The sequence below is a fragment of the Parabacteroides sp. TM07-1AC genome, assembly GCF_003480915.1.
Lineage (GTDB): Bacteria > Bacteroidota > Bacteroidia > Bacteroidales > Tannerellaceae > Parabacteroides > Parabacteroides chongii.
Genome location: NZ_QUKD01000001.1, coordinates 208423 through 218023 on the forward strand (window position 1 = coordinate 208423; position 9601 = coordinate 218023).

A 9601-nucleotide genomic window follows, 5' to 3' on the forward strand; every position below is an offset into this window, starting at 1 on the left:
ATTGTTTATAGATGTAACAAAGGTAGTAATTCTCTGAATTATAGTGTATCTTTGCCCGTAAAAAATATTAATTTAATGGAATTATATGCTTATATATCACTGCATTCCTTTGTCGAAGGATGCGTGGTAACTACCGGGGAACCGGCACTTACTTTACAGGCTGATAATTTATTATATACCGTTCCTCAGGAAGAATATCAATATGGATTGTCGCTGCTCCGGAAGGCGATAGGAGAGTATGAAATACAAAAAGGAATTCCGGCAGAAGAGAGTAAACAGGCTATTCCTTTTTTTCGTGAGAAGCGTCGTATGCTGATCGGGCCGGAAATGGATATTTATAAATTGTCTTTCTATGAAAATGAAACCGAACTCCCGGAAAAGGTAAAGTCCGCTAAACAACCCTACCTGCGTTTGTCTTTCGATTATGAGCAACAGGCGGAACATTGCCTTTTCGAAAACATGTTCCTGGTTCGTTGTAAATACGATGAAAGACAGGTACTCGATAACTTTATTACGCAAATGGAGCGTGAATACGATAAGTTCTTTTTCGATGATGAACACAGCGGCTTTACATCCGATTCCCGTTTCTTCTCGCTTTTATGTAATGCTTGTCTGGAAGTAAAGGAACCGTCGTGTGCACCGGAAAAAGAATGGCGTTTGGCGGTCCTTCGTAGTCCGGTCGATGCCGGTTACCGGTATGAGAACGGGCAACTGAGACCTTTCGTTCCCATTTCTTTGCCGCTGAATGTTATCCGTAAAGTCACTTTACTCGACAGTGAAAAAGAAGAATTGAACTTTAGTGCCCTTGCCGGTTTTATGCAACGCATCGGTTTGTCGCCGGAACGTTACCTGGAAGGATTGCTGGAAGAATAAATAATTCATATTTACATTTTGCTATTTTATCTCCTTAGCCAGTCTTCTGCATGAAGGCTTGGTTAAGGAGATCTTTTTTATGCGTTTCTCCCGACGTTCAGTAAATACAGAAAGATAACCTGAAAGCTGAACTGATAAATTTTTGTTCTTATCAGCTGATGACCTGCCAGGTAATTAAAGAACCTGTTAGCCTTTACCACTGAAAGACAAACATATTGTCATTATATATTGAGTCCTGTTTTTTCTCATTGTAGAGATAAAAAGGGAAGATTTCGATCCGTTTTCTTACCCGAAGAGACCATTTCCTGCTTTTACCTGCCGGTGTATTCCCGTCACCCGGCAGGTAATTTTATTTATCTGCCGGGTAAATCACTGTCAGCTGCCGGGAAAAATAAATTATGAGCCGGGTGAAGAGAACTATGACCGTGCAAAAAAGGTTTATAGGGGAAGAAATGGGAGCGGAACAGGGTGAAATTACCCTGAAAGCGTTCTCCATGGAAAAAGTGATGTTACAAATAATGGAATAAAATGATATATTTGATTTTAATTCCTGTAAAAGTATAACATTTTGATTTACTAATATAAACAATCATGTATGGAAATAACAAAAGAAAACAATCAGAAGAAAAAAGGGCTTTTTCTGCATGAATATGTCGGTCGACGGGCAGAAAGCAAGCGACTGATGGGAAAAGACAGTACGGCTGATCTTTATCAGGCGGCCGGTCATCATTTCTTTGTCTTCTTGGGAAACAGAGATATTCGGGTCTGTGACGTAACGGCGACTCAGGTGAACGATTTTCAGGCTTACTTGCAGGCAAAAGGATTAAAGATCAATACGATCAACAGCTACCTGAGCAGTCTCCGGGCGATATACAATGCTGCTTTCGACGACAAACCGTTTAAAAGAAAACTGCATCCGTTCCACAAACTGAGACTGAAACGCGATATGACAGTCAAAAAGCCATTGTCGGACCAGCAGGTGAAAAAGATGGCGACAGCCGATTTTCGTGACCGTCCCGATCTGACCCTGGCAACGGATCTGGCACTCTTCAGCTTTATGGCGTATGGCATGCCTTTCGTAGACATGGTGCACTTGACGCGGAAGAATATCCATGGACAGGCTATCGTGTACAACCGGCATAAGACCGGTATAGAGATACGTGTCGAGATCACTTCCGGCATGTGGCAGATGATCCGTAAATATGAATCATCGGGCAGCGATTACCTTTTCCCTGTGATGTTTGCTTCGGCTACTCACCGTCAGTACAAGTCCATGCTGTCTGCTCATAACGAAACGTTGAAACAGGTGGGTCAGCTATTAGGTATTCATAATAACCTTACCTCGTATGTGATGCGTTATACCTGGGCCTCCGAAGCCCGTCGGCTGCATGTGGATATCGCCGTGATCAGCCAGGCATTAGGGCATACGAACGAAAAAACGACGCGTGGCTACTTCAACCGACTCGACCAGCCTGAACTCGATCAGGCGAATCAAAAGATAACGAGCCCGATTTGTAAAATACTGTCGGATAAGCAGAAACGCATAAATTGGCGGGGAATTGAAGGAACTTATTTATGAAATAAGGGGTAGCTTATTTATGAAATAAGAACAATTACGAAATGAACATTGATTCTTATTCGCTTTTGTCTTAATACCTAATACTAGATGTCCACAAAGGTAAGAAGATTAGAAAAAATAAAGAAAAAATCATCGTACTTTTTATGTGTATAGGTAATAAAGAAAATCTGGTATTAGCGTTTTGTCTGTAATTTACAATTTTTTAGCCGGTAATAGCTTGTTTATATTGAATTTGATAAAATGAGAATATAATCGGTCATCCCTTCTTGTGTTTTAACAGCTGTTATGTGAAAGTAACAGTGGATTTATACTCTTTTAAACACAATTGAAAGATAAAATAAAAGAAAAACTATCCTATTGTCTTTCAGTCTTTCTTTCTCGGTGTGGCTTTTTCGGGCTGATAAAACTTATTTCATAAATAAGTTCAAACAAAACAACACACATTAGTATGAATAAAAGAACCCTTGAATCCAAAGTGTCCGCGAAATTGGGGATCCCTCAATACAAAGTGAACCTGTTCATCAATACGTTACTGGACTCCATAACGGAATCCCTGGAACAGAACGAAGAAGTCTCTATCCGTGGCTTTGGAACATTCCTGCCTAAAAGGCAAAAAACACGTCCCGTCCGCAATCCCCAAAATGGAGAACCCTGCATGCTGGAGCCTTCCGTCACCGTCAAATTCAGCGTAGGCAGCGACCTGAAAAAACGGCTGAATGAAGACAGCCATATCCAAAAGTAAACAAGAATAATAACCAATAAAACAGCCATATGAAAAAGAATTTCCTTTTGCTGATTTTCAGCCTCCTGACCATTGGTCTTTCTGCACAAAACGAACTGTCGGAAAGCAAGGGTTCGGTTGCCGGTATCAAAACCAACCTTCCCTATTGGGGTACGGCTACATTTAACCTGGGTGCCGAAGTTCGCCTTGCCCGTCACTGGAGCCTGGAAGCGGAAGTCGGCCTGAATCCGTTCGACGGAAAGGAGAACGACGGCAGCTACGGCAAGTCCCTGAAACATCTGCGCGTTCATCCCGAACTGCGTTACTGGTTCTGCGAAACCTTCTACAAACATTTTATCGGACTGCATGTACCATACCTGTTGTACAACGTATCGGACATCAAGCTCCTGGGAACGGAGAACGAACGTCACCAGGGTTGGGGAGCCGGTGTGGGTATCAGCTACGGGTATTCCTGGATCCTTTCCAAGCACTGGAATATGGAAGCGACCGTCGGTGTGGGTTATCTCTACCTCGAATCGGATAAGTATCCCTGCACCAACTGCGGCAGCAAGATCGAGACCGTCAAGAAACATTATTTCGGTCCCACCCAAGCGGCTGTCAGTCTGATTTATCAATTCTAAAATCTGAAAACGTATGAAAAAGAAAGAGATAACCATTATAACCGCCGGTCTGTTGCTCTCTGCTCTGACTGCCGGTGCACAGGAGATTAAGATCAAAGACAAGATAGTAGAAAAGGCCGACACTTCACTGGTGATCGGCATGACGTTCGACCTCGACAGCCTTGAAGTGCGGGGCGACCGCAGTATCGTCTGTACGCCGGTGATCGTCCGCGACGACAGCATACGACCACTCACTCCGGTGATCATCAATGGCCGCAGCCGTCATATATTATATGAACGTACCGGCCGTAATCTTATAGAAAACAAGGAAATCGAGTTGCGCCGCCGCAACGGTGAGGAGCAGAAGGTGGACTATCAGACCCGCACTCCGTTTGCCAAATGGATGGAAAAGTCGGAAGTCGCCCTTATCACCGATGAATGCGGTTGCGGGTGGGACTCCTTGCAAAGCACCCGTTCCCCGTTGTTCGCCATCAACCTGGCTGAACCCATTGTCCTGAAACCCTTCCTTTGCTATCAAACGCCAAAAGTCGAAGCAGTAAAAGCCAGGGCGAAAGAGGGAAGCGCTTTTCTCGATTTCCCGGTGAATAAGACAACCATTTATCCGGATTATCGCAATAACCCTCAGGAGTTGAGAGCGATACGGGAGACTGTCGAGTCGGTACGTAACGATAAGTATGCCACTATCACCGAAGTATATATCAAAGGCTATGCCTCTCCCGAAGGTAGTTATTCCAACAATGCCTACCTGGCAGAAAACCGTGCCAAGGCATTGCGCGATTACGTAAAAGGCCTGTATCATTTCGACCGGGCGGCATTTACGGTCGACTTCGAACCGGAAGACTGGGCAGGGCTGGAGAAACGGCTGGAAACGATGTCGTTGCCGGACAAGGCAGAACTGCTTGCCATCATCCGCGCCGACGAACCTTCTGATTTGGATAAAAAGGAATGGAAGCTCAAGACACTGAATGGCGGAACTTCTTATAAAACATTGCTTAGTGAGGTTTATCCTGCTCTTCGTCATTCTGACTATGCGGTGAAATATACGATCCGCAACTTCACGGTCGAAGAGGCGAAAGAACTGCTCTATACTGATCCGAAGCAACTGAGTTTAAGTGAAATGTTCCAGGTAGCGCAAACCTACGAACCGGGCAGCCGGCAGTATAGCGAGGTGTTCGAAATCGCCGTTCGCATGTATCCGGACGACTCTGTTTCCAATCTGAACGCCGCTAACACGGCCATCAGTAACAAGCAATTGGCCCAGGCGAAGCGCTATCTGAATAAGACAACCGATTCTTCGGAGAAACAGTTGGCCCTTGCCTCCATCGCCATGCTGGAAGGCAATTTGGATCAGGCAGAACAGTTGCTTAATTCATTGAAAGGTAAATCCGACGTATCGGAAGCTGTCGATAAGAATCTGGAACAGATTCGTCTTAAACGGGAAGAATAATTAACTGTAAATGTGACAAAACGGAGTTTTGACACACCGCTACGACATAAACGATAAATTATGGATCATAAATATAAACTATCATCCTTGCTGGCCGCCTGCCTGTTGCTCACTTCCTGCTCCGACGAAATCCGGATAGGGCAGGGAGATGACGAGAATGGGAGAGGGGACTACGAAACCTATCTTCAACTGACTGTCCGTTGCCCCGAAGCAACAGGAGGCAGTCTGCCAACCCGTTCGAACCCCACCGGCGGCGAGAACGGCGACGGCCATGAACCCGGCCAGGCCTACGAGACGCATATCGACGACCTGCTGCTGCTTTTCTACCAGGGCGACAACAAAGCCAATTCTCCGGCCTCGACGCCGATCGACAAGATCATGTACTTCAGCCGCGATAACTTTAACGAAGAGGACAACCGGTTGAACCCCGTCAAAGTCGGTCTCCCCGGCGGGGAATACGACCTGTTGGTCATTACTAACACCGGCGACCTTCGCCCTCAATTACAGGGCAAGACGTTGGGCAGTATCCGCGACTACCTGCAAAAACGTGCCTGGACGGAGAAGGAGGGCAAATACTCCCGCTTTGTCATGTCGTCCAATGGCCATACCAACGACCGTGTTACGCTTTGCGGCGATAATACGGCCACGAACCCCGCCTGTGCCACTGTCGAAGTGGAACGCCATGCCGCCCGCATCGACTACCGTACGGCCTACGACATCTATGACGTGACCGACGAGAAGTTCGGCAAAGCGCAGGTCTCCATCACCGGCGCCATGTTGATCAACAACCTCAGTGCCGGCAGCTATATGCTGAAACGCGTACAGGCAGCCGATGCCGCCACCGGCGAATACGGCAATGCCTCGACTACGGAATACCTGGGTTTGGAACTGCCTGAGTTCGGCGACCATCAGATCAACTATGTAATCGATCCGTGGAGCTATCTAAAGACAACAGCCAACGTGAACAGGAAAGTGTTCAACCCGGATGCACCGGGTGCGGGAAGCCGGCCGCTTCGCAACCTGTACGAAAACTACCTGACTGCCTACGGCACTTCGACGGCCAACTGGAAATTCCCGGCCGGCTTGGGCGAGCGCGTCGGAGACTGGTATCGTATCGGCTATACACTGGAGAACACCGTTTCGAAAGCCAATCAGAGCCGTTTTATCAATATGGGTGTTGTATTTAAGGCGCATTATACGCCTGGCAAATGGTGGGTATATGATCCGGCAACCAAAAAGATAGTCGAAACCGCTTCATCCGACGGTAAGCCGTTTACCTTCTTCTCCTTTGGCGGTAAATTGTACGGAACGCCTGAAGCCGCCATGTTGGCGTACGCTCCAAGCGGAACCGACCTGTTTAGTTATTCTTTTTCCGGCAAAACCTGGGCGGACGTTCAGACATTGGCGGGAAAGATCAAGGAAGGCGATCCGGTCGGCTACAGGAAGCATCTGCTCCGCTCATTGGGAGGCAAGACGCTGACAGCCACGTTGACAACCTCGGAAGCTGCTTCTCTCAGCTGGTCTTCCTATATGAAGACAACTTACGGTTACAGCTTGGAGAACGGCAAACCGGTCATTAATCAGAACGGCAAGGATACCCGCCGGCTATTGGCTTTCTACGGTCTGCATACGTATGCGGACGGTGTCTGCTATTATCCTTGGTGGATCCGCCACTCGAACAACAACGCTTCGACAAAGGGAATTATGGAATACGCTATCGTGCGCAACAACATTTATAAGTTGCGTATCAGCGACATCTACGGCCTGGGGTATGACATTCCGTATGAACCACCGTTCGATCCGGAAGAGCCGATTAAGCCTCCGGTGGATACGGAAGACCCGGAAGATCCCGATAAACCTGGCCCTGGTCCTGGTCCAGATCCCGACCCTACCCCTAAACTATTAAATATAAAGGTGACCGTAGTCAATTGGATCAAACTGGATCCGGAATATGTCTATCTGTAAACAAACTGAAAACGAATCAAATAAAGCATAGAATGAAAACATATATAAAGAACCAACCAGCCGGAATAGGCGTATGGATGATAGCCAGCCTGTTCTTTTTACTCGGTTTCGCTTCGTGCGATTATATCCACGACGACCTGCCGCTGTGTAAGCATACGCTTAGTTTTGTCTACACCCATAATATGAAGTTTGCCGACGCTTTCGCCCACGAGATGGAATGCCAGGAGCGAGCCAAACAGGTCGAACTTTATATCTACGACAAAGAGGGCACCTTCCTCTCGTCGTGCACCATCGCCGGTGAGGAGCTGAAGGCCAACCGCATCGAACTCGACCTACAGCCGGGCACCTACCGCCTGCTTGCCTGGGCGGGACTGAACGAGCAGGATTATACCTGGAACGCCCCGAAGGCCGACAGCCAACTGTCCGATTTCCGCCTGACCGTCAAACAGGAGCAACAGACCGTCGACCGTGAACTGCTCGGCCTCTTCCAGGGTCAGCTGACGCTCGAAATCCCCGAAGGCGGCGAAACGCATACCGACTTCCCGTTGGTCAAGAACACCAACAAACTGCGCTTCATCCTGATCGACGCCAACCCGGGAACGTCTCTCAACGCCGACGACTTCCAGATCCGGGCGACCACTACCAACGGCGACCTCGACGCCGCCAACCAGCCGGTAGCCGACACCCGTCTCACCTGGCTTCCTTATTATAAAGGCATCAAGCAAATCGCTTCTGCCACCGGTACGACCACCTATCCGGCCGTTTGTGCCGAACTGAACACACTCCGTCTGATCAAAGGCGGCAAAGGAACCCTGCATCTGCGCTACAGCCAAGAGACAACCGACTTCCTGGCGGTAGACCTTGCCGACTTCCTCTGCCTGACGCAGATGGAATCGCATCAGCTGGACGCACAAGAATATCTCGACCGCCAGGACGAATACGTAGTCACCATCTACATCGACACCACCGGCGGCAAGGCCCATTGCCTGGAAGTGATCGTGAACGACTGGGTGATCCGCCTGGATGACACCAACTTAAAGGAGGAGATTTAAACCATGAGACGAAACAAACTGAATACCCGACTGGCCGGCTGCCTCTTGTTGTTGCTGGCCTTCCTTTCCGCCTGCTCCCACGAAGAAGGCCCGACCCCTTCGCCCGATTCCGGCTTGGTCACCCTCTCGCTGCAAGTGAAAACAAGTGAACTTCCGGCAACGAAAGGCGAGGGAGAGGATACGGAAGCATTAAAGAATGAATACATCCATTCGTTAATCGTTTTATTGGCTAAGGATGAAACTATTGTAGAAAGGTGGGATGTAAAAGAGGGAAAGGGGGCTTCAAGAGAGACCTGGGCTTCTGACCAAATCTCCTTGGAAACAGGCAGCTATGTTGCGTATGCCTTTGCCAATATGGAAAGCCTGCCGGATGAAGGGGGGAGTTTTCTTAACACATTGACGGAGACTCAGTCTATCAGCGATTTGGAAACGAAAGTAGTAACGATGTTCAATGGTACTAACTCTTATAATCCGGAAACAGGAACTTACCTTCCCATGAGCCGCCGTTATCCTTTTAACTTAACAGAGAATACGACAGTAACCATCCCCTTGGTAAGAATGCTCAGTCGGGTAGAAGTATCCGTAGAAAGGGATGGAGAAAGACAAGAACCCATTTCAAATTTCTCCTTCTCCGGCTTTGTGGATAAGATGAACTTGTTTGTTGATCCGTATGAGTTAAACGATGTAATGGAGTATAATGAAGATGGAAAGTTAAAGACTCCGGTAGATGCTAGTATGGTTACAGATGGATATAAAAAAAATGGGACGTGGAATGGAGATCCTTTCTATTTCTACGTCAGCGAAACAATAGGTGACTTCAAAATTAATTTAAACTTGGATGACACTCCAATCGGCGAGCGTACACTCACTCGAACCGTCCTAGTCCGCAACCGTATCTGGCCGATTCATCTGATTATAAAAGATACGCAATGCAAATTCAAATTTGAAGCTTATAACCAGCCCATCGGAGGAGCACCGGAGTACATCAAACCTATTACGGACGAACAGAACAACTACAACCTTCCTGTCAAAGGTGGAGGAAACTTTACGTTGACATTGGAAGGGGTTTATCCGACTGGGGCATCTAGTAATGAACTAACCATTACTGGGTGGGAAATTGAAGACTGGGAGTCTGTTAAAAACAGTATTTATTCAAAAAGTGAGGGGAAAAGTGAGGGCTCTCCACTTAAAATAGCAGGTCGCATACCATCTAAAGCGAAAGATATACCAATGACAGTCGTTGCAACAGAGGAGAATGGAAAAAAACATACATTCACCTTCAACCTAAGTGCAACAGATCTCTTTGAATTAAACCAATAACAA

At 47.3% G+C, this 9601-nt stretch carries 8 protein-coding genes; all 8 read left to right on the plus strand.

The features are described 5' to 3' along the window. The first annotated feature begins 75 nt into the window (after positions 1-75). On the plus strand, positions 76-873 hold the full coding sequence (locus DXD68_RS00875) for a hypothetical protein (RefSeq protein ID WP_122359879.1): 798 nt from the start codon (positions 76-78) through the stop codon (positions 871-873). 595 nt (positions 874-1468) lie between these two features. Continuing rightward, on the plus strand, positions 1469-2452 hold the full coding sequence (locus tag DXD68_RS00880) for a tyrosine-type recombinase/integrase (protein WP_122359880.1): 984 nt from the start codon (positions 1469-1471) through the stop codon (positions 2450-2452). 448 nt (positions 2453-2900) lie between these two features. Next, positions 2901-3194: an HU family DNA-binding protein gene (locus DXD68_RS00885; protein ID WP_122359881.1), complete on the plus strand. Its 294-nt coding sequence runs from the start codon at positions 2901-2903 to the stop codon at positions 3192-3194. 29 nt (positions 3195-3223) lie between these two features. Continuing rightward, positions 3224-3814, plus strand: a complete 591-nt coding sequence (locus DXD68_RS00890; protein WP_122359882.1) for a DUF3575 domain-containing protein — start codon at positions 3224-3226, stop codon at positions 3812-3814. A gap of 13 nt (positions 3815-3827) precedes the next feature. Continuing rightward, positions 3828-5261, plus strand: coding sequence for a DUF3868 domain-containing protein (locus DXD68_RS00895; RefSeq protein ID WP_122359883.1), 1434 nt, complete (start codon positions 3828-3830; stop codon positions 5259-5261). 60 nt (positions 5262-5321) lie between these two features. After that, positions 5322-7226, plus strand: coding sequence for an Mfa1 family fimbria major subunit (locus DXD68_RS00900; protein WP_122359884.1), 1905 nt, complete (start codon positions 5322-5324; stop codon positions 7224-7226). Between the two features lie 32 nt (positions 7227-7258). Then, entirely contained in the window at positions 7259-8278 is a 1020-nt protein-coding gene (locus tag DXD68_RS00905; RefSeq protein WP_233576954.1) for a FimB/Mfa2 family fimbrial subunit, read from the plus strand. A 3-nt stretch (positions 8279-8281) separates the two neighbouring features. Next, positions 8282-9598, plus strand: coding sequence for a hypothetical protein (locus tag DXD68_RS00910; protein WP_122359885.1), 1317 nt, complete (start codon positions 8282-8284; stop codon positions 9596-9598). Positions 9599-9601: the final 3 nt, after the last annotated feature.